Source organism: Pseudomonas sp. SWRI92, assembly GCF_014268685.1.
GTDB lineage: Bacteria > Pseudomonadota > Gammaproteobacteria > Pseudomonadales > Pseudomonadaceae > Aquipseudomonas > Aquipseudomonas marvdashtae.
Genome location: NZ_JABWQY010000003.1, coordinates 174,458 through 192,467, shown reverse-complemented (window position 1 = coordinate 192,467; position 18,010 = coordinate 174,458). Strand labels below are relative to the sequence as shown.

Below are 18,010 nucleotides of genomic sequence, written 5' to 3'. Positions count from 1 at the left end.
GCACTGCACCTCAGATAAACAAAAGCCCCGGCCAGACCAACCGGGGCTTTTGTCTTATCGAGCACTCAGTCGCGCAAATCCGACTCGTGGATCGGCTGGTCCCGATGCGTCGCTCGCTGGTACTGCGCCGGCCAGGTGGCTTTGCGTCCACCCAGGTCATCATCGGCATGCAGCGCCCAATAGGGATCGCGCAACAATTCGCGGGCCAGGAAGATGATATCGGCCTGGCAAGTGCGCAGGATGTGTTCGGCCTGGGCCGGTTCGGTAATCATGCCCACGGTACCGGTAGCGATTTCCGACTCCTTGCGCACCCGCTCGGCGAAGCGCGTCTGGTAGCCAGGGCCGGTGGGAATTTCCGCGTTCGCCGCGGTACCGCCCGACGACACGTCGATCAGGTCCACCCCCAATATTCTGAAGCGCCGCGCCAGTTCGACGGTTTCATCCGGGTTCCAACCGTCTTCCACCCAATCGGTGGCGGAGACGCGGACGAACACCGGAAGTTCTTCAGGCCATACGGCCCGGACCGCTTCGGTGACTTGCAGCACCAACCGGATGCGATTCTCGAAAGATCCGCCATATTGATCTCGGCGCTGGTTGCTCAAGGGCGACAGGAACTGATGCAGCAAATAACCATGGGCAGCGTGGACCTCGACGACCTTGAAACCAGCCGTCAGGGCGCGTTTGGCCGCGTCCACGAACGCCTGGATGACATCGGCGATTTGCCCTTCATCCAGCTGGGTCGGTGGGGTGTGCTGCGGATCGAAGGCAATAGGCGATGGGCCAACCGGAACCCAGCCACCCTCCTCGGGCTTGACGCTGCCATGCTTGCCCAACCAGGGTCGCCAGGTACTGGCCTTGCGGCCAGCGTGGGCCAGTTGGATGCCCGGCACCGCACCTTGGGCGGTGATGAAACGAGTGATGCGTTGCAAGGGTTCGATCTGTTCGTCGTTCCACAACCCCAAGTCCTGGGCGGTGATACGGCCGTCGGCGGTGACGGCGGTAGCTTCGGTGAACACCAGGCCGGCGCCGCCCACGGCGCGGCTGCCGAGGTGCACCAGATGCCAGTCATTGGCCAAGCCATCGGCGCTCGAATACTGGCACATCGGCGATACCGCGATGCGATTGGGCAGGGTCAATTGGCGAAGGGTATAGGGTTCCAGCAGCAGACTCATGGGGCACCTCTCGAATCAGTGGGCAGGCTCCAGGGTTCTGTTTGAAAAGTCGACGAGTGACAAAGGACGCAACACCCGCCCCCGCGGGCAAAAAATTCGACAAGACGTCACAAGGGCTATCAAGCAGTGCTTAGAGACTAGTCGACAACCGGGGGTGAGGGAGGGTTCCGGGGTAAAAACAAGAGAACCACGCGTCAGCCAGTGTTGCCTACCGCGGCTCGATATGGGCAATCATCAGTTGCACCGTTTCCTGGCCGCGGAATTCGTTGAGGTCGAGCTTGTAGGCCAGCTCCACCCAGCGCACGGTAGGGTTGGGCCAGATCTCGCGGTCGATACCGAAGGCGATGCCATCGAGCTTCACCGAACCGCACTCACTCTTGAGCACGACCTTCAGGTGCCGTTCGCCCACCACGCGCTGCTCGACCAACTGGAACACGCCATGAAACATCGGCTCCGGGAAATGCTGGCCCCAGGGACCGGCATGGCGCAGTGCCCGGGCCAGTTCCAGGTGGAACTCTTCCACCGCGAGGGTGCCGTCCGACAGGAGCCTTCCGGTCAAGTCTTCTTCGCGCAGTTGCCTACGTACTTCAGCGTCAAAAGCCTCGGCGAACAAGGGAAAGTTCGCCTCGGGCAGCGTCAGTCCCGCCGCCATGGCATGACCGCCGTACTTGCTGATAAGCGTCGGATGCTGCGCCGCGACGACGCTCAGCGCATCGCGAATGTGAAAGCCCGGCACCGAGCGGCCCGAGCCCTTGAGCAGGCCATCCCCGGCATCGGCGAAGGCAATGGTCGGACGGAAATAACGCTCTTTCATACGCGACGCGAGGATACCGATGACGCCTTGGTGCCATTGGGGGTCGAACAGGCACAAGCCGAACGGCATCGATTCCACCGGCAGGTCCTTGAGCTGCGCCAACGCTTCGCGCTGCATGCCCTGTTCGATGGACTTGCGGTCCTGGTTCATGCCATCCAGTTGCGCCGCCATGTCCCGCGCCAGCGCCGGGTCGTCGGTGAGCAGGCATTCGATACCCAGGCTCATGTCATCGAGTCGCCCCGCCGCGTTCAACCGCGGGCCGAGAATGAAACCCAGGTCCGTGGAAGTAATTCGCGAAGAGTCGCGCTTGGCCACTTCCAGGATGGCCTTGATCCCGGGACGGGCGCGCCCGGCGCGAATACGTTCGAGGCCCTGATGCACCAGGATCCGGTTGTTGGCGTCCAGGGGCACCACGTCGGCGACGCTACCCAACGCCACCAGATCCAACAGCTCGCCAATGTTCGGCTGAGGTGTGCTGGCGTACCAGCCCAGGCTGCGCAGGCGAGCCCGCAGAGCCATCAATACATAAAAAATCACCCCGACGCCTGCCAATGCCTTGCTCGGGAATTGGCAACCGGGTTGGTTCGGGTTGACGATGGCATCGGCCGCTGGCAATTCGAGACCCGGCAAGTGGTGGTCGGTCACCAGCACCTTGAGGCCCGCCGCTTTCGCCGCCGCCACGCCTTCCACACTGGAGATGCCGTTGTCCACGGTGATCAACAACTGCGGCTCGCGTGTCAGGGCGACTTCGACGATTTCCGGCGTCAACCCATAGCCATACTCAAAGCGATTGGGTACGAGATAATCGACATGGGCCGCACCGAGCAGGCGCAGCCCGAGCATGCCCACCGTGCTGGCCGTCGCGCCATCGGCGTCGAAGTCCCCGACAATCAGGATGCGCTGGCGTTGCTCGAGCGCTACCACCAGCAGATCCACCGCGGCATCGATCCCCTTGAGCTGCTGGTAAGGAATCAGGCGCGCCAGGCTCTTGTCCAGCTCAGCCTCGGACTGCACGCCACGGGCGGCGTACAGACGGGTCAACAAGGGCGGCAGGTCGCCAAGAAATGGCAGGGTGTCGGGCAGTTGGCGGGGTTCTATGCGCATGGGGTGACGGACATTTCTCTATTTTTTCGGGATCTTGGATTGTGGCGAGGGGGCAAGCCCCCTCGCCACAATGAAATTCACTCACTACCGCATCAATGGCTCAACCGCGCTCGCCCGACAGCCACTGCAGCTGGACTTCATGCTGGCCACGGTCGTCGGTCACGAAAATCGTCCCTTCGCTGATCATCACGTCCCACTTGATGACGCGGGGCATGTCCTTGGCCAGGGTTTCAAGAACCTCCTGGGGGACGGCGGCGATGTTCACGTTCTTCAGGTTTTTCACCGCGGGGACCACCTTGCCTTCCCAGACCCGCAGGCTGCCGTAGGCCAGCAGGCTGGTACGCTCGGTACGACGCGAACACCAGGTCAGGCGATCGGCATCCGGCTGGCCGACTTCGATCCAATGCAAGACACGGTCATCCAGACTTTTTTCCCACAGCGCAGGTTCATCGACGTCCGACAGACCACGCCCAAACGCCAGCAGCTCGTTGTACCAGAACGCATAGGCCAACAGGCGCACGGTCATACGCTCTTCGGTTTCCGAAGGGTGGCGGGCGATGGTCTGCTTCACACTTTCGTACACACTGCGGTCGAGGTCGGTGAGGTTCAGTTCAAACTTATAGGTCGTGGACGGCTGGGCCATGAACGGGCTTCTTGATACGAGGAAAGGCGGCAAGTCTAACCGATGAGACGGGCAATCCACGAATTGCCGACCATCAACCTGCGGCGACTGGCCTTGGCCTATGATAAAACCCTCTATTCGTTCTGCCTTTGTCCTACAGGATTCGTCATGTCGCTTACTGCCAAACCTCTTGCCGGCGTCAAGGTCATCGAACTCGGCACCTTGATCGCCGGCCCCTTTGCCTCGCGAATCTGCGGTGAATTCGGTGCCGAGGTGATCAAGGTCGAATCGCCCGATGGCGGCGATCCGCTGCGCAAGTGGCGCAAATTGTATGAAGGCACGTCCCTTTGGTGGTTCGTCCAGGCCCGCAACAAAAAGTCGCTGACCCTGAACCTCAAGCACCCGGAGGGTTTGGCTGTCCTGAAAAAACTGATCGGCGAAGCGGACATACTGATCGAGAATTTCCGTCCCGGGGTGCTGGAAAAGCTAGGCCTGGGCTGGGACGTACTGCATGCGCTGAACCCGAAACTGGTCATGGTACGGCTCTCAGGCTTCGGCCAGACCGGCCCGATGAAGGACCAACCCGGCTTTGGCGCCGTCGGCGAGTCGATGGGTGGCCTGCGCTACATCACCGGTTTCGAGGACCGCCCGCCAGTGCGCACCGGGATTTCCATCGGCGACTCGATTGCCGCGCTGTGGGGAGTGATTGGCGCGCTGATGGCCTTGCGGCATCGGGAGGTCAATGGCGGAACCGGACAAGTGGTGGATGTGGCGTTATACGAAGCGATATTCGCCATGATGGAAAGCATGGTGCCGGAGTTCGATGTGTTCGGGTTCATCCGCGAACGCACCGGCAATATCATGCCCGGCATCACACCTTCATCCATCCACACCAGCGCCGACGGCAAGCATGTGCAAATCGGCGCAAACGGTGACGCGATCTTCAAGCGCTTCATGCAAATCATTGGACGCGACGACCTCGCCAACGACCCGCAGCTGGCCAGCAACGACGGACGTGACAGTCGCCGGGACGAGCTCTATGGGGTCATTGATCGCTGGGTCAACTCGTTGCCACTGGATGCCGTCATCGAGCAACTGAACCAGGCGGGCGTACCGGCCAGCCGGATTTTCAGCGCCGAGGACATGTTCAGCGACCCGCAATTCCTCGCCCGTGAAATGTTCTTGCAGGCCAAGCTGCCCGACGGCAAGGCATTCAAGATGCCTGGCATCGTACCGAAACTTTCCGACACACCAGGCACATCCGAGTGGGTCGGGCCGGCGCTCGGGGAACATACCGCAGAGGTGCTCGACGAGCTTGGCTACGATGCACAACACATCGCCCGATTGCGTACCGAGGGAGCCATCTGAGCTTGCGCGTGCATGAGCTCCGCCCAAAAACACCGGGCAAAAAGAAACCCCGAGAAGTGGGGAGACAACTCGGGGTTAAACGTGACCCTTCAAGGTCCGTGCAACAAGCGACAAGCACCGGAGCACAATGCTTGCTCTTGTTGGTAAAAGGTCTGACTCACGGGGACGTAGGAAGGTTCCCTCAGACATCAATTCGCAACAGCCATGACCTTGTCCTGGGCCACATTACGCAACGCCGCAATCACACAAGGCTCCAGGCGCCCCTCGGCAATCAGCACATCGCGATGCAGGCCGTCGACCACGTCGGTCAATTGGCGCTTGTCGGCCAGCTGGGCCTGATTGAACGCGTGCTCGACCATGATAGCGCCCGCCGGGTTTCTCAACGTCACCAGGCATTCACGAGGGCCGGAGGGAGTGAGCGTGACCTGATACGGACTCAAGGCTTCATTCAGCAAGAGGCTGATACTTTCCATTCGATCACCCTTCAATAATCCGAAAAAAACAACTGCACAGTAAGTGACCGTGGGCTGCGGCAGAAAGTTCGCCTGCGCAACGAACCGACACGCCTGCGCCCTGTTCAACCGAGGATGCGCGCCCAATGTGACAGACAAACAACAACCATGGCTATTCGGTTAATCAAGCCAGGAACCGGTTGGAACGGCTTCTTCGAGGCCGGACATCAACCCACCCTCCCAGCAGACCGCGTAACTGGCCATCACTGCCATAAAACGGCACCGACCAGTGGTAGATATCCCTCAGTCCATTGCTGAACATCAGCTGACGATCTACGAATCTCGGCTGACGGGTCAGCAGTTGTTCCATCAATTCCCCATGCAACAGTTCGGCAGTCGCCAGTGGAAACGCCGCGGAGTCCGTCAGGCGTGTGCCGCGCAATATTTCGAAGCGAGTCGCGAGCTGGTCTTCATAACTTTTATTGCACATGATCAGGCGGCCCTCAAGATCACGGATGAAGATCGGATCGGGAATGGCGTTCATCAACGTTCGCTGGAACGCCAACTGGTCTTTGAGGACAGCCTCGGCCTTCAGGCGCTGGTCGATCTGGGCTTGCAAGCGGCGGTTCCATAGCAACGAGAACAGGCCGAACACCCCGACCACGGCCACGCACCAATAGTCCCACTGGGCGATGCGCAGCGAGGATGAAGGCGCTTGCGGGGAAACCGACCCCGTCAGCCACTTGGAGCGCAGCGCGCGCATGTCTTCCGCCGGAAAAGCTTCCAGGGCCTTGTTCAGAATACCCAGCAACGGCCGCAGTTCCTGACGAACAGCCAGATAATCCGGCTCCCACCGGTTTTCCAGATTGCCGCCTACTTGCAAGTGCCCTGCGGGATAAAAGTGCGCACCGGTTTCATTTTCGATGGTGGCATAGGCTTCCCGGCTTTCGACCAAGGCTCGTGCCTCGCCATAGGTCTTGACTGTACGCAACTCGATAGCCGGATAATCGCGCCTGATTTCCGTTTCTAATGCATGCCGTGCCGGCAATACCAGAATCCTGCCGTTGAGCTGGCTCAGCGAATGGAGTAACGGTTCCCCAAGACGACTGACAAATACCCAACCGGACCCTCCAAATGCATGACTGAAACTCAGAAACTCCCTGCGCTCGTCGTTCATCACCAGGGTCGTCGTCAAGTCCGCTTCGCCATTTTGCAACATCGTCATCAATTGATCGGGGGAGAACGATTCCCGATGGACGAACTCCAGCCCGGTCATGTCCTGGATGCGCCGGAGAATGTCGTCGGTGAGTCCATTCCACCGTCCATGCTCATCCTTGAACAGATACAGCGGGAACTGCATCGAGGCAACAACGACACGTGGATTTTCCCTGATCCATTTCAGTTCATCGGCGTCGAGCGCCAGCCGCCCTCCTGACTCGAACGGTGATTGCCCGGAAGCCGCCAATTGGGCGCTTGCACACTGCGCCCAATAGGCCAGCGTGAAAACCATCATCCAGCTCAGTGCTGGTTTGCATCGGATAAAGAACAACATCTGCATTTCCTTCGAGATGACTCGCCCCTCCCTCCAAGGCGAAAACCCGGCCAGTTTGGCATGCAGAAACAAGAAAGCCCGTCAGGAGACGGGCTTCAAAATGTGACAGCTTGCGGACGTCAGAGAGGCTTGCCGCGGTTACCATGCTGACTGACAAAGGCCTGCACGGCTTTCAAGTCATTGGGCAATACGGTGCACCGCTCTTTTCGCTCAAACAAATCAGAAAGATGTGCAGGCAGTTCAAGCGCTTTTCCTACGCCAGCTTTCTCCACAGCTTCGGGAAACTTGACCGGGTGAGCGGTGCCAAGGATAACCATGGGGATGTCCAGGCTACGACGGCATTCACGGGCGGCCCTTACGCCAATCGCCGTGTGCGGATCGAGCAATTCGCCGCTCTGTTCGAACACTTCGGCGATGGTTTCGCAGGTCTGCGCATCGTCCACCGCCAGGGAGTCGAACAACTTGCGGGCTTCGGTCCAGCGTTCGGCCTCGACGCTGAAACCACCGCCCTGGCGGAAGCTGTCCATCAAGCCGGCAATCGCCGCGCCATTGCGACCGTGCAGGTCGAACAGCAAGCGCTCGAAGTTCGACGACACCATGATGTCCATCGAAGGCGACAACGTGGCGTGCAGGGTTTCCTTGACGTACTGGTTGCCGCTCATGAAGCGGTGCAGGATGTCGTTGCGGTTGGTGGCGACGATCAACTGATTGATCGGCAGGCCCATGTTGCGCGCCAGATACCCGGCGAAGATGTCGCCGAAGTTGCCGGTGGGCACCGAGAACGACACCGAACGGGCCGGGCCGCCCAGCTGCAGGGCCGCGTGGAAGTAATAGACGATCTGGGCCGTGATCCGCGCCCAGTTGATCGAGTTCACCGCCACCAGCCGGGTGCCCTTGAGGAAGCTCTGGTCGGCGAAGCTGGCCTTGACCATTTCCTGGCAGTCATCGAAGTTGCCTTCGATAGCGATATTGTGGATGTTTTCGCCAAAGATCGTCGTCATCTGCCGACGCTGCACTTCCGAGACGCGGTTGTGCGGGTGCAGGATGAAGATATCGACGTTCTCGCAATGCTTGCAGCCTTCGATGGCGGCCGAACCGGTATCACCGGAGGTCGCACCGACAATGACCACTCGCTCGCCACGCTTTAGCAGCACGTAATCGAGCAAGCGACCGAGCAATTGCAGGGCAAAATCCTTGAAGGCCAGGGTCGGGCCGTGGAACAGCTCCATCACCCATTCGTTACCGTTGAGCTGGCGAAGCGGGGCGATAGCGTTATGGGAAAAAACCCCGTAGGTCTCTTCGAGGATCTTCTTGAAATCGGCGTCTGGAATGCTGCCAGTGACGAAGGGGCGCATCACGCGGAAGGCCAGTTCGTGGTACGGCAGGCCGGCCCAGGAGGCGATTTCTTCCTGAGTGAAACGCGGTAGGTTTTCCGGCACGTAGAGGCCGCCGTCCGTGGCCAGGCCGGCCAGCAGGACATCTTCAAAATTCAGGGCCGGTGCCTGGCCGCGGGTGCTGATATAGCGCATAGGGGCAAACCTTCGGTTTGAGCTTCGAGCTTCAAGCTTCAAGCTACAAGTTAAAAGCAGCCGGGCTTTTACTTGTAGCTTGCAGCTCATGGCTTGGAGCTGTATTGATTTAACTTGCAGCTTTTAGCTCGGAGCTTGCAGCTGCTTCAATTCAAATGCTCGACGCGGATACGGACCACCGGGCCAACCACGCCCTGCAAGGCTTCCAATGCGGCAATCGCATCGTTGATGCGCTGCTCGACCACGCGGTGGGTCAGCAGGATCATTGGCACCAGGCCGTCGTGTTCTTCGACCTCCTTTTGCATGATCGACTCGATGTTGATGCCACGCTCCGAGAGAATGCTCGCCACCTGGGCCAATACGCCCGGATGGTCCTTGGCCTGGATGCGCAAGTAGTAGGCACTTTCGCAAGCGTCGATCGGAAGAATCGGATGTGCCGACAGCGAGTCCGGCTGGAAGGCCAGGTGTGGCACGCGGTTTTCCGGATCGGAGGTCATGGCGCGAACCACGTCCACCAGGTCGGCGATCACTGAAGACGCGGTCGGCTCCATGCCGGCACCGGCGCCATAGAACAGCGTCGAGCCGGAGGCATCGCCATTGACCATCACCGCGTTCATCACGCCGTTGACATTGGCGATCAGGCGGTCAGCCGGAATCAACGTCGGGTGCACTCGCAATTCGATGCCGCTGGCGGTGCTGCGCGCCACGCCCAGGTGTTTGATGCGGTAGCCCAGGGCTTCGGCATAGTTCACGTCGGCAGTGGTCAGCTTGGTGATGCCTTCGGTGTAGGCCTTGTCGAACTGCAGCGGGATACCAAAGGCGATAGACGCCAGGATCGTCAGCTTGTGCGCCGCGTCGATACCTTCCACATCGAAGGTTGGATCAGCCTCGGCATAACCCAGGGCCTGGGCCTCGGTGAGCACGTCCTCGAAGGTGCGCCCTTTCTCGCGCATCTCGGTGAGGATGAAGTTGCCGGTGCCGTTGATGATCCCCGCGACCCAGTTGATGCGGTTGGCCGACAGGCCCTCGCGAATCGCCTTGATCACCGGGATGCCACCGGCCACGGCGGCTTCGAACGCCACGATTACGCCTTTCTCACGCGCCTTGGCGAAAATTTCATTACCGTGAACGGCGATAAGCGCCTTGTTCGCGGTGACCACATGCTTGCCATTCTCGATGGCCTTGAGTACCAGCTCTCGGGCAACGGTATAGCCGCCCATCAGCTCTATCACGATGTCGATCTCAGGGTTCGTGGCCACTTCGAAGACATCGTTGGTAATCGCAATACCGGTCGTCTGGAACTGAGGCTTTGGCGTGCGCATGGCAATTTGTGCCACTTCGATTCCACGCCCGGCACGACGAGCAATTTCCTCGGCGTTGCGCTGAAGTACGTTGAAGGTGCCGCCACCGACGGTACCTAACCCACAGATGCCTACTTTGACCGGATTCACTCTTGACTCCCCATGAAACGGCCGACGCAAGGTCGGCCGTGAAATACAGCCGCGCAGCTACGCGACTTAGTGTTTAACGGCCCAGCGAAAGTTTTCGCCGAGCCGTGATCTTCAGAAGCACACGGCCCATGATCATTTCGCCTCAAGGGCCAGTTTGGCGACTTGCGGCGCCGGCTGGTAGCCCGGAATCACCTGACCGTCCGCCAAAACGATGGCCGGCGTACCGTTCACGCCGATGGACTGGCCCAGCGCGAATTGCTTGGAAACCGGGTTCTCGCACTTGGCGGCCTTGATTTCCTTGCCATCGACCATTTTATCCATGGCCGCTTTTTTGTCCTTCGAGCACCAGACCGCCTGCAGTTGCTCATCACCTGGCGACCCCAGGCCCTGGCGCGGGAACGCCACATAACGCACTTCAATGCCGCGCTTGTTCAGCTCCGGCACTTCGGCGTGCAGCTTGTGGCAATACGGGCAGGTGGTATCGGTGAAGACGGTAATGTGGGACTTGGTTTCGCCGACCGCCGGATAGACCACGGTTTCGGCAACCGGAATGCCGTTGATCAGCTTGGAAACGCCCTGGCGTTCGGTGATCTCGGTGAGATTGACCGGCTTGCCGCCCTTGAGTGCGAACAGGTTGCCCTGGACGATGTACTGGCCATCGGCGCTGGCATACAGCACGCGGCTGCCCTGGAGCTTGACTTCATACAGGCCGGACATGGGGCTGGCAGTGATGGCTTCGATCGGCACTTCAAGCTCAAGGTTGGCCAGGCTCTTGCGGATAGCCTGGTCAGCCGCGTCGTCGGCGAAAGCAAAGGTGCTGGCCAACGCAATGGCGGCGGCTGTAAACAACTGGATCAAACGCATGGGGACTCCTGAGGCGGACAAATGGGACGGGGAAACGCCGACCCGCAGATCCGGGTTCCAGCCGCCCACTGTGCAAACCGGCAAAGCCTACCACATAAGGCCCGCGGGGCCGAATGCAGCTGTCGCAAGAGAAAACACAACGGACCAGGATCAATAGCCGTGGCGAGGGCGGTACGCCACTCAGCCGCGTGGATGATGCTTGGCATGCAGATCCTGCAACCGCGCCCGGGCGACGTGGGTGTAAATCTGAGTAGTGGACAGATCGCTATGACCGAGCAGCATCTGCACTACCCGCAGGTCGGCGCCGTGATTGAGCAGGTGCGTGGCAAAGGCATGGCGCAAGGTGTGGGGAGAGAGGGATTTGTTGATCCCGGCCACCTTGGCCTGGTGCTTGATACGATGCCAAAACGTCTGGCGAGTCATTTGCTCGCCGCGCAGGCTGGGAAACAGCACATCGCTGGGACGTCCGCCCAGCAGTTCATGACGGGCATCACGCATGTAGCGCTCGACCCAGACAATCGCTTCCTCGCCCATCGGCACCAGCCGCTCCTTGCTGCCCTTGCCCATGACCCGCAACACGCCCTGGCGCAGATTCACTTGCTCCAAGGTCAGGCTGATCAATTCGGTGACGCGCAGGCCGCAGGCATACAGGACTTCCAACATTGCCCGGTCGCGTTGACCGATGGCTTCGCCGAGGTCGGGCGCCGCCAGCAGCGCCTCCACATCGGCTTCCGACAGGGATTTGGGCAGCGGACGCCCCAGTTGCGGCATTTCCACGCGCAAGGTCGGGTCTACCGCAATCAGTTTTTCCCGCAGCAGATAGCGATAAAAGCCACGCAGACCGGAGAGAAACCGCGCGGTCGAGCGGGGCTTGTAGTTCTGCTCCAGGCGCCACGCCAGATGATCGAGGATCAACTCCCGCCCGGCATTGGCCAATTCCAGGTTCTTTTCCTGCAACCAACCGTTGAACAATGCCAGGTCGCTGCGATAGGCCTGCCGCGTGTTGTCGGACAGGCCCTTCTCCAGCCACAGGGCATCGAGAAACTGGTCTATCAATGGATGATCAATGGCAGGCATAAAAACTCATACTGGATGCAGGTGTAAACGGCATCGAAACGGAGAACGAAGACAGGCAGGGTGCTCAAAGAGCAAATCGCAGGCAACAAAAAAGCAGCCCGCAGGCTGCTTTTTTTGCATCGGAAGCTGGACTTAAGCCAGTTTTTCCTTGATGCGAGCTGCTTTACCGGACAGGTCACGCAGGTAGTACAGCTTGGCTTTACGCACGTCACCACGGCGTTTCACGGCCATGCTGTCGATTTGCGGGCTGTAGGTCTGGAAAGTACGCTCTACGCCAACACCGTTGGAGATTTTACGAACGGTGAATGCACTGTTTACGCCGCGGTTACGCTTGGCGATAACAACGCCTTCGAACGCTTGCAGACGCGAACGGTCGCCTTCCTTCACTTTCACCTGAACGACAATGGTGTCGCCCGGGGCAAAGGTAGGGATCTCTTTGGTCATCTGCTCTGCTTCGAGTGCAAGGATGATTTTGTTAGTCATGCTGTGCTCCTAAGGCAAGTCATCGGACTTACCATCGATACGTTGTTAACTATCGTCCCGCTCGCGGATGTATTCCTCGAGCAGCTTCTTCTCTTCTCCAGAAAGCGAGCGGCTTTCCAGAAGATCGGCGCGTCGTTCATAGGTCCGACCAAGGGACTGCTGTAAACGCCAACGCCGGATGTGCGCGTGGTTGCCACTTAGCAACACGTCGGGAACACGCTGATCCGCATACACCTCCGGTCGGGTGTAGTGCGGGCAATCCAGCAGACCATCCGTAAAGGAATCTTCCTCAGCGGAATCCGCATGCCCTAAAGCTCCAGGCAGCAGTCGTGTAACCGCATCGATCAGCACCATTGCCGGCAGCTCGCCGCCAGACAGTACATAGTCGCCAATCGACCACTCTTCATCGACATGAGCTTCAATGAAACGCTCGTCAATGCCTTCATAACGGCCGGCAATCAGGATCAATGCATCCGAATTCGCCAGCTCGCGTACCGCCGACTGAGTCAGCTGGCGGCCTTGGGGCGACAGGTAGATCACCTTCGCACCCTCCCCGGCTGCTGTCCTGGCCTGAACCAGCGCATCTTCCAGGGGCTTGATCTTCATCACCATGCCCGGACCACCGCCAAACGGGCGATCGTCCACAGTGTGATGTCGATCCGTGGTGTAGTCCCGCGGATTCCAACAGGTGAGCTGCAACAGCTCCTGTTTCACCGCGCGGCTGGTTATGCCGTACTCGCTGATGGCGGAAAACATCTCGGGAAACAATGTGATGACTTCAACGCGCAAATTAGCCACGTCTAGAAATCCGCATCCCATTCCACCTTCATCTCGCCTGCGGCAAGGTCGACGGCCAACACGCATTGCTCGGTATAGGGCAACAGGCGTTCGCGATCATCCAGGCTGCCGACGCAAGGCTTGACCACCATGACATCGTTCGAACCGGTCTCGAGCAGGTGATCGATTTTCCCGAGCAATTGCCCGAGGTGGTCGATGACCTTCAGACCCACCAGCTGGTACCAGTAGTACTCGCCGTCGGTCAGTTCAGGGAACAGGTTGCGCGGCACGCAGATCTCATAACCGGCCAGAAGACGCGCTTCTTCACGATCATCGAGATCCTTGAGCTTGGCGACCAGGAACTTGTCGTTCCCACGTCCGCTGACCAGCTCCACCTGTTTCACGCTACCTTCGCGCTTGAGCGTCCAGTTTTTGTACTCCAACAGGTTCTTGATCGGATCAGTAAAGGAATACACCTTCACTTCGCCGCGAACGCCATGAACAGAATAGATCTTGCCGACAACGATCAAATCATCAGCATCTTTTGGCGTCGCGTTCATATTGCTCAGGCCGCAGCCTTAGCCGTTTCCTTCAACAACTGAGCAACGCGCTCAGAAGGTTGTGCACCAACGCTCAGCCAGTAGGCTACGCGCTCTTGGTTCACGGACAGACGAACTTCCTGGCCACGGGCAACAGGGTTGAAGAAACCAACCTGTTCCTTGTGCGAACCGTCACGCGGGTTGCGGCTGTCGGTTACGGTCAGGTGGTAAAACGGGCGCTTTTTGGAGCCGCCAAGGGCAAGACGGATTGTTAGCATGTGAACATCGTTCCTGTAGTCGGTGCTGCAAATCTAAATGCACAGCGGGCATAGGTGCCCGAAAGGCCGCATATTCTAAGGAATATCCGGACTTTTGCAAATGACTTTTTCCGGCGCCTATCAGCGTGCCGTTCAGATCTGCCATGAAGCCGTCGTTGAAAACGGCTGGTCAGCCCCCGCCGAAGCGAGCGGGCTGGAGATCCCACGTCCCCGTGGGCAGCGCCGGCATGACTGCCGACGCCTGGATTCTTTACATTTTCGGCATGCCGCCGCCGGGCAACATACCGCCCATGCCGCGCATCATCTTGGCCATTCCGCCCTTGGCGGAGAATTTCTTCATCATCTTCTGCATCTGCTTGTGCTGCTTGATCAAGCGACCGATGTCCTGCACCTGGGTGCCGGAACCCATGGCGATCCGACGCTTGCGCGAGCCGCTGATCAGATCAGGGTCGCGGCGCTCGGCCGGAGTCATGGAGTTGATGATGGCTTCCATCTGCTTGAACTGCTTTTCAGCCGCGCCCTGGGCATTGCCCATCTGCGCCAGGTTCACGCCACCGATGTTCGGCAGTTTGTCCATGAGGCCGCCAAGGCCGCCCATGTTCTTCATTTGTTGCAACTGGTCGCGGAAGTCTTCGAGGTCGAAGCCCTTGCCCTTCTTCAGTTTCTTGGCCAGTTTGTCGGCCTTGTCCTTGTCGAGGGTCTGTTCGGCCTGCTCGATCAGGCTGAGCACGTCGCCCATGCCGAGGATACGCGAAGCGATACGCTCGGGGTGGAACGGTTCGAGCGCTTCGCTCTTCTCGCCCATGCCAATGAACTTGATCGGCTTGCCGGTGATGGCCCGCACCGACAGCGCGGCACCGCCACGGGCGTCGCCGTCGACCTTGGTCAGGATCACGCCAGTCAGTGGCAGCGCGTCACCGAAGGCCTTGGCGGTGTTGGCCGCATCCTGGCCGGTCATGGCATCGACCACGAACAGGGTTTCCACCGGATTGATCGCGACATGCAGCGCCTTGATCTCGCCCATCATCTCTTCATCGATGTGCAGGCGACCGGCGGTATCGACGATGACCACGTCGATGAATTTCAGTTTTGCTTCTTTAATAGCCGCCTGGGCGATGTCCACCGGCTTCTGGCTCAGGTCGGACGGAAAGAACGTCACGCCGATCTCGTTGGCCAGGGTCTCCAGCTGCTTGATCGCCGCCGGACGGTAGATGTCCGCCGACACGACCATTACCGACTTCTTCTTGCGCTCTTTAAGGAAGCGCGCCAGCTTGCCGGCGGTGGTGGTCTTGCCCGCGCCCTGCAGGCCGGCCATCAGCACCACGGCTGGCGGCACGGCGCTCAGGTTCAAGTCTTCGTTGGCGGCGCCCATCAGGCTTTCGAGTTCGGCCTGGACGATCTTCACGAACGCCTGGCCCGGCGTCAGGCTGCGCGACACTTCGGCGCCGACGGCGCGCTCCTTGACCGAATTGACGAAGTCCTTGACCACCGGCAGGGCGACGTCGGCTTCGAGCAACGCCATGCGCACTTCGCGCAGGGTGTCTTTGATGTTGTCCTCGGTCAGTTTCGCCTTGCCGGTGACATGGCGCAGCGTCTGCGAGAGACGGTCGGTTAGGTTTTCAAACATGCGCGATCCTTTCAGGCCCAGATGAGACCGGGATAATGGCGGCCCAGACCGTGAAATATGTGCTCGGCGAGCCTGCGGCGTGGGCAGGTCGCGGATTATAGCGAAGAAGCGCGCGACGTACACCTCGCTGTCGGTTGCGGTGGTCTTTCGTGCGATGGGGGTTCTATGCCAAACTCGCGCCTTTCGGGCCTGCCTAACAGGATTTATGCTCCCCTTGTCACCCAGCTTGCTTGCCTCCCTCGCCGCCGCTTGTCTTTATGCCGCTGCGACCTTTTATCAGGGTACCCGCCTGGCGACTGGCGCCAAGGCGAACAAACGCCTGCTGGTCACGCTGGGCGTGCTGGCGGTGCTCGGCCATGCGGCCAGCCTTTTTACCCACTTGATGACGCCGATCGGCCTGGGCCTGGATTTTTTCAACGCCGCCAGCCTGATCGCCGTCGCCGTGATTGCCCTGACGCTGCTGGCCTGCTCGCGCATCCCCGTGGAAAACCTGCTGGTGCTGCTCTTCCCGCTGGGATTGGCCACGGTGCTGCTGGCGCAGTTCGCGCCGTCGGGCACGGTGCAGATCATCGACGAAGAACCCGGCATCCTTGCGCATATCCTGCTGTCGATCCTGGCCTACGGCCTGTTCACTATCGCCGTGTTCCAGGCGTTGTTGCTGCTCATCCAGGACCACCAGCTCAAGCACAAGCATCCGTCCGGGCTGATCCGCAACTTCCCACCGCTGCAAACCATGGAGAGCCTGTTGTTTGGTTTTCTCTGGGCCGGCTGGACGTTGCTGTCGCTGTCGCTGATCTCCGGCTGGCTGTTCGTAGAAAACCTGTTTGCACAGCATTTGGTACACAAGACGTTACTGGCTTGCCTGGCATGGGTGGTGTTCAGCGTGCTGCTGTGGGGCCGTAACCGTCTCGGCTGGCGCGGCCACAAGGCCATACGCTGGACGCTGGCCGGGTTCTGCCTGCTGATGCTGGCCTACTTCGGCAGCAAGCTGGTCCGTGAATACATCCTGCATATTTGATGGATGACGCTGATGGATAGGCTGCCCTTGGGGCCATTGTTTGCGGTAATGGTCGTGCTGATCCTCTGGTCGGCCCTGTTCACGGCCATCGAAGCCGCCCAACAGCACTTGCTGGCCCAGCGCAGGGCCTCGCGCGCCAGCGACAAGCCGCTGGCCAAGCTGAGTTTCCCACTGGTCAGCCTGGTCCTCTGCAATACCCTCTGTCGCGCCCTCGCCGTGGTCATCGGCACTTGGCTGGCTATTTTCACCTGGTTGGAAAATGGCCCCTGGCTGGCCTGGCTCGGCAGCGGCGCGGCCTTGCTGGTTTTTGCCGACTACCTGCCACGCACCCTGGCCACCCGTCACCCCGATGCGGTGCTCAACGTGGGCAACAGCTTGCTCAGCGTGCCATTGAAAATTCTTTATCCCGCAGCCTGGCTGCTCAATGGCCTCAGCCAGTTGCTGCTGCACCCCTTGGCCCGCAAGAGCGGCGCGGTCCAGCAAAGCGACGATGAAATGCCCGCACCGCCGCGCACCGACCACGAGCAGGAGCACGGCCACGGTCGGGCGCATCCGGTTTCCGGTATCCACGCGCTGGACAACATCACCGTCAACGACATCCTCGTGCCCCGCAGCGAGGTGGACGGCATCAACCTCGACGATCCCATCGGCGATATCATCGAGCAGTTGCGCCTGAACCGTCGTACCCGCCTGCCGGTGTTCCACAGCGACATCAACCAGGTCGAAGCCGTGCTCAACACCCGCCAGATCCGTCACCTGTTGGCGGATACGAGCCTGACCAAGGAAGCGCTGCTGACGGCCTGCCACGAACCGTACTTCGTGCCCGAAAGCACCCCGTTGCAGCTGCAATTGCTGAACTTCCACAAGCAACAGCGGCGTCTGGGCATGGTGGTGGACGAATACGGCGAAGTGCTGGGCATCGTGACCCTGGAAGACATCCTCGAAGAAATCGTCGGTGAGTTTGAAAGCGAGCACAGCCTCGACAACCCTCACGTCCATCCACAGCCCGATGGGCGCTTGATGATCGATGGCGCGGCGTCTATCCGCGAACTGAACAGGACCCTGGGCTGGCATCTGCCTTGCGACGGCCCGAAGACCCTCAACGGGCTGGTGACCGAGGCGCTGGAAACCATCCCCGAGAGTCCGGTTTGCCTGAAGATCGGCCGCTACCGGCTGGAAATCATCGAAACCGTCGACAACCGCGTGAGCCAGGTGCTGGTGTGGCATAACAGTTCGGTGCCCACCGTCTCCTGAAATCCCAACAGGCTTTCAAGGTGAAACAC

The 18,010-nt window shown here is 59.9% G+C and carries 17 protein-coding genes; 3 read left to right on the top strand and 14 right to left on the bottom strand.

What is annotated here, in order from left to right:
• Window positions 1-65: 65 nt before the first annotated feature.
• The 3 genes from HU762_RS07415 to HU762_RS07405 all read right to left on the bottom strand — a co-directional run bounded on the left by HU762_RS07415 (window position 66) and on the right by HU762_RS07405 (window position 3,733).
• Entirely contained in the window at window positions 66-1,172 is a 1,107-nt protein-coding gene (locus HU762_RS07415; RefSeq protein WP_186634855.1) for an NADH:flavin oxidoreductase/NADH oxidase, read from the bottom strand.
• Between the two features lie 208 nt (window positions 1,173-1,380).
• Complete coding sequence (recJ, locus tag HU762_RS07410; RefSeq protein ID WP_186634852.1) at window positions 1,381-3,090, bottom strand: single-stranded-DNA-specific exonuclease RecJ; 1,710 nt, start codon at window positions 3,088-3,090, stop codon at window positions 1,381-1,383.
• A 100-nt stretch (window positions 3,091-3,190) separates the two neighbouring features.
• Window positions 3,191-3,733 (bottom strand): YaeQ family protein, encoded by a 543-nt coding sequence (locus HU762_RS07405; RefSeq protein WP_186634849.1) that lies wholly within the window; start codon window positions 3,731-3,733, stop codon window positions 3,191-3,193.
• Window positions 3,734-3,880: 147 nt separating this feature from the next.
• Here HU762_RS07405 and HU762_RS07400 point away from each other — a divergent pair, with 147 nt between their 5' ends.
• Complete coding sequence (locus tag HU762_RS07400) at window positions 3,881-5,080, top strand: CaiB/BaiF CoA-transferase family protein (RefSeq protein ID WP_186611131.1); 1,200 nt, start codon at window positions 3,881-3,883, stop codon at window positions 5,078-5,080.
• A gap of 188 nt (window positions 5,081-5,268) precedes the next feature.
• On the opposite strand, the gene HU762_RS07395 is transcribed toward HU762_RS07400, so the two are convergent.
• The 11 genes from HU762_RS07395 to ffh form a co-directional block, all read right to left on the bottom strand.
• Entirely contained in the window at window positions 5,269-5,553 is a 285-nt protein-coding gene (locus tag HU762_RS07395; RefSeq protein WP_186611130.1) for a DUF3509 domain-containing protein, read from the bottom strand.
• A gap of 163 nt (window positions 5,554-5,716) precedes the next feature.
• Window positions 5,717-7,084 (bottom strand): transporter substrate-binding domain-containing protein, encoded by a 1,368-nt coding sequence (locus HU762_RS07390; protein ID WP_186634846.1) that lies wholly within the window; start codon window positions 7,082-7,084, stop codon window positions 5,717-5,719.
• A gap of 119 nt (window positions 7,085-7,203) precedes the next feature.
• Entirely contained in the window at window positions 7,204-8,613 is a 1,410-nt protein-coding gene (gene thrC, locus HU762_RS07385; RefSeq protein ID WP_186634843.1) for a threonine synthase, read from the bottom strand.
• 146 nt (window positions 8,614-8,759) lie between these two features.
• Window positions 8,760-10,064 (bottom strand): homoserine dehydrogenase, encoded by a 1,305-nt coding sequence (locus HU762_RS07380; protein WP_030139555.1) that lies wholly within the window; start codon window positions 10,062-10,064, stop codon window positions 8,760-8,762.
• Window positions 10,065-10,196: 132 nt separating this feature from the next.
• Window positions 10,197-10,928, bottom strand: coding sequence for a bifunctional protein-disulfide isomerase/oxidoreductase DsbC (gene dsbC, locus HU762_RS07375; protein WP_186611127.1), 732 nt, complete (start codon window positions 10,926-10,928; stop codon window positions 10,197-10,199).
• Between the two features lie 180 nt (window positions 10,929-11,108).
• The gene (gene xerD, locus HU762_RS07370; protein WP_186634840.1) at window positions 11,109-12,005 is read right to left on the bottom strand and encodes a site-specific tyrosine recombinase XerD; all 897 of its coding nucleotides are present in this window, start codon (window positions 12,003-12,005) and stop codon (window positions 11,109-11,111) included.
• 132 nt (window positions 12,006-12,137) lie between these two features.
• A complete protein-coding gene (rplS, locus tag HU762_RS07365) occupies window positions 12,138-12,488 on the bottom strand; it encodes a 50S ribosomal protein L19 (protein ID WP_003175895.1) in 351 nt (116 codons plus the stop codon).
• A gap of 45 nt (window positions 12,489-12,533) precedes the next feature.
• Complete coding sequence (gene trmD, locus HU762_RS07360) at window positions 12,534-13,307, bottom strand: tRNA (guanosine(37)-N1)-methyltransferase TrmD (RefSeq protein WP_186611125.1); 774 nt, start codon at window positions 13,305-13,307, stop codon at window positions 12,534-12,536.
• Window positions 13,289-13,825 carry a ribosome maturation factor RimM gene (gene rimM, locus HU762_RS07355; RefSeq protein WP_186634837.1) on the bottom strand — a complete coding sequence of 179 codons (537 nt, stop codon included), beginning with the start codon at window positions 13,823-13,825 and terminating at the stop codon, window positions 13,289-13,291. The genes trmD and rimM overlap by 19 nt, the downstream gene beginning before the upstream one ends.
• Window positions 13,826-13,830: 5 nt before the next feature.
• The gene (gene rpsP / locus HU762_RS07350) at window positions 13,831-14,082 is read right to left on the bottom strand and encodes a 30S ribosomal protein S16 (protein WP_025212042.1); all 252 of its coding nucleotides are present in this window, start codon (window positions 14,080-14,082) and stop codon (window positions 13,831-13,833) included.
• Between the two features lie 250 nt (window positions 14,083-14,332).
• On the bottom strand, window positions 14,333-15,709 hold the full coding sequence (gene ffh, locus HU762_RS07345) for a signal recognition particle protein (RefSeq protein ID WP_186634834.1): 1,377 nt from the start codon (window positions 15,707-15,709) through the stop codon (window positions 14,333-14,335).
• Between the two features lie 205 nt (window positions 15,710-15,914).
• On the opposite strand from ffh, the gene ccsA reads away from it, so the two are divergent.
• On the top strand, window positions 15,915-16,727 hold the full coding sequence (gene ccsA, locus HU762_RS07340; RefSeq protein WP_186611122.1) for a cytochrome c biogenesis protein CcsA: 813 nt from the start codon (window positions 15,915-15,917) through the stop codon (window positions 16,725-16,727).
• Between the two features lie 12 nt (window positions 16,728-16,739).
• Window positions 16,740-17,981, top strand: a complete 1,242-nt coding sequence (locus HU762_RS07335; protein WP_186634831.1) for a transporter associated domain-containing protein — start codon at window positions 16,740-16,742, stop codon at window positions 17,979-17,981.
• The last annotated feature ends 29 nt before the right edge of the window (window positions 17,982-18,010 follow it).

What these genes read in the sequence shown, in the direction of transcription:
- HU762_RS07415 (WP_186634855.1), bottom strand. Translation starts at nt 1,172, where the DNA reads ATGAGTCTGCTGCTGGAACCCTATACCCTTCGCCAATTGACCCTGCCC.
- recJ (WP_186634852.1), bottom strand. Translation starts at nt 3,090, where the DNA reads ATGCGCATAGAACCCCGCCAACTGCCCGACACCCTGCCATTTCTTGGC.
- HU762_RS07405 (WP_186634849.1), bottom strand. Translation starts at nt 3,733, where the DNA reads ATGGCCCAGCCGTCCACGACCTATAAGTTTGAACTGAACCTCACCGAC.
- HU762_RS07400 (WP_186611131.1), top strand. Translation starts at nt 3,881, where the DNA reads ATGTCGCTTACTGCCAAACCTCTTGCCGGCGTCAAGGTCATCGAACTC.
- HU762_RS07395 (WP_186611130.1), bottom strand. Translation starts at nt 5,553, where the DNA reads ATGGAAAGTATCAGCCTCTTGCTGAATGAAGCCTTGAGTCCGTATCAG.
- HU762_RS07390 (WP_186634846.1), bottom strand. Translation starts at nt 7,084, where the DNA reads ATGTTGTTCTTTATCCGATGCAAACCAGCACTGAGCTGGATGATGGTT.
- thrC (WP_186634843.1), bottom strand. Translation starts at nt 8,613, where the DNA reads ATGCGCTATATCAGCACCCGCGGCCAGGCACCGGCCCTGAATTTTGAA.
- dsbC (WP_186611127.1), bottom strand. Translation starts at nt 10,928, where the DNA reads ATGCGTTTGATCCAGTTGTTTACAGCCGCCGCCATTGCGTTGGCCAGC.
- xerD (WP_186634840.1), bottom strand. Translation starts at nt 12,005, where the DNA reads ATGCCTGCCATTGATCATCCATTGATAGACCAGTTTCTCGATGCCCTG.
- rplS (WP_003175895.1), bottom strand. Translation starts at nt 12,488, where the DNA reads ATGACTAACAAAATCATCCTTGCACTCGAAGCAGAGCAGATGACCAAA.
- trmD (WP_186611125.1), bottom strand. Translation starts at nt 13,307, where the DNA reads ATGGGATGCGGATTTCTAGACGTGGCTAATTTGCGCGTTGAAGTCATC.
- rimM (WP_186634837.1), bottom strand. Translation starts at nt 13,825, where the DNA reads ATGAACGCGACGCCAAAAGATGCTGATGATTTGATCGTTGTCGGCAAG.
- rpsP (WP_025212042.1), bottom strand. Translation starts at nt 14,082, where the DNA reads ATGCTAACAATCCGTCTTGCCCTTGGCGGCTCCAAAAAGCGCCCGTTT.
- ffh (WP_186634834.1), bottom strand. Translation starts at nt 15,709, where the DNA reads ATGTTTGAAAACCTAACCGACCGTCTCTCGCAGACGCTGCGCCATGTC.
- ccsA (WP_186611122.1), top strand. Translation starts at nt 15,915, where the DNA reads ATGCTCCCCTTGTCACCCAGCTTGCTTGCCTCCCTCGCCGCCGCTTGT.
- HU762_RS07335 (WP_186634831.1), top strand. Translation starts at nt 16,740, where the DNA reads ATGGATAGGCTGCCCTTGGGGCCATTGTTTGCGGTAATGGTCGTGCTG.